The organism is Oscillibacter sp. CU971, assembly GCF_905219725.1.
GTDB lineage: Bacteria > Bacillota > Clostridia > Oscillospirales > Oscillospiraceae > Oscillibacter.
The window spans coordinates 1-2108 of record NZ_CAJMXG010000389.1 but is presented as its reverse complement, the minus strand read 5'-3'; the positions used below and the strand labels follow the sequence as shown (position 1 = coordinate 2108).

At 68.5% G+C, this 2108-nt stretch carries 1 protein-coding gene; it reads left to right on the top strand.

The genetic code is table 11. From position 1 onward, the window contains the following. Positions 1–2108 (top strand): 3'-5' exonuclease (locus tag JX325_RS15745; protein WP_204792000.1); only part of this gene is annotated, 2108 nt, incomplete at both ends.

The window sequence follows — 2108 nt, the reverse complement described above, 5'->3', positions numbered from 1 at the left end:
CTCCACCCCCTACGCCCAGGTCCTCCTGGCCTCCCTCCGCCGCCGCGCCGCCCACTGGGCGGACCAGCTCCGCCGGGGGGCGGAGCGGACGGAGGGAGACGCCGCCCTCACCTCCGGCTACGGCGCGAAATTTTTGGAGTCCTCCCGGGGCTTTTACGCCCTGAGCCGGGCCCCCGGCTGGGAAGCCGCCCGGGAGCTGGCCGTCGCCGTGGCCTTCCCCAAGCTGGTTACCCCCCGGGGCCGGAAGGAGGACCCCCTGGTCCTCTCCCTGAAGCAGACCTGGGAGGGAGCCAAAGCGGCCCTCAAGCCCCTCCAGGCCTGGCTGGACGTCACCGGGGAGGAGGCNCTGGAGGACCTTGCCGCCGTGGCCCCCGCCATGCTGGCCCTGCTGGATTTGACGGCGGCGTTCTCCGCCGCCTTCCGGGCGGAAAAGCTCCGGATCAACGCCGCCGACTTCCCGGACCAGGAGCACCTGGCCCTGACCCTGCTGGTCCGCCCGGACGGCGGCCCCACAGAGCTGGGGGAGCAGGTTTCCGCCCGGTACGCCGAAATCCTGGTGGACGAGTACCAGGACACCAACGAGGTCCAAAACGCCATCTTCCGGGCCNTTTCCAAGGAGGGGAAGAACCTCTTCACCGTGGGGGACGTAAAGCAGAGCATCTACCGCTTCCGCCTGGCGGACCCCACCATCTTCCTCCGGAAGTACGCCGCCTTCAAGCCCCACAAAGAGGCCCTGGACGGCGAGGACCGGAAAATCACCCTCTCCCAGAACTTCCGTTCCCGNCAGGAGATTCTGGACGCCGCCAACTTTGTCTTTGAGAATATACTTTCCGTAGAAATGGGCGAGCTTGATTACAACGAGGACGCGGCCCTCCACTTCGGCGCGGCCTACTATCCCCCCCGGACGGACTGCCGGACGGAGTTCCATCTCCTCACCGCCCATCAAAAGTCGGCAGAGGACCCCCATCCCGTCAAAAAGCTCACCGCCGAGGCCCGCTTCGCGGCCCGCCGCATCCGGGAGCTCTTGGACGAGGGCTTCCCCGTCACCGCCCCGGACGGGACCCTCCGCCCCTGCAAGCCGGAGGACATTGTCATTCTCATGCGCTCNCCCGGCAGCCGCGTCGCGGCCTTCGCCGCCGCCCTGGCGGAGCGGGAGATCCCCTGCTCCTTTCAGGAGGACTCCGGCTTTTTTGAAACCATGGAGGTCTCTACCGCCGTGTCGTTGCTGGAGCTCATCGACAATCCCCGCCAGGACGTGCCCTTGATCTCCGTCCTCCGCTCGCCCATCTTCGGCTTCACCCCGGACCGCCTGGCGGAGATTCGCGCCGCCGCCCCCGAGGGGGATTTTTACCAGGCCGTGTCCTCCTCGGACTCCCCGGACTGCGCCGCCTTTCTNAAGACCCTGAACGCCCTGCGCCTCTCGGCCCGGGACATGAGCGTCCACCGCCTCCTCTGGCACATCTACAACACGCTGAACCTCCTGGGCCTCTATGGGGCGATGGANCGAGGGCTGGAGCGCCGGGAGAACCTCATTACCCTGGCCTGCCAGGCGGAGAAGCTGGAATCCGGCGGCTGCCGGGNCCTCTTCGCCTTTGTCACCCAGCTTCGCCGNCNGCTGGNGGAGGGGAAGGCCCCTCCCGCCGCCTCCGCGTCCGNCTCCGGGGGAGTCCGCCTCATGAGCATTCACAAGTCCAAGGGCCTGGAATTCCCCATTGTGATCCTGGCGGATCTGGACCACGCCTTTTCCCGCCAGGACTTCGACGCCTCCGTCCTGGTGCACCCGGCCCTGGGCCTGGGCCCCCGCCGGGTGGATTTGAAACGGNAGATCCGCTACCCCACCCTGGCCCGGACGGCCATCGAGGAGACCCTCCGCCGGGAGAACCTGGCGGAGGAGCAGCGGGTCCTCTCCGTGGCCATGACCCGCCCCAAGGAAAAGCTGATCTTATTGCACTCCCTCTACTTTGCCGAGACCCGCCTCCAGCGCCTGGCGGCCTCCGCCGCCCTCCCCGCGGCGCCGGAGGCCGTGGCCGCCTGCCGGACCTTTGGCGAGTGGCTGCTTCTGTGCCTCCTCTGCCGGCCGGAGGCGGAGCCCGTGCGCCGTCTGGCGG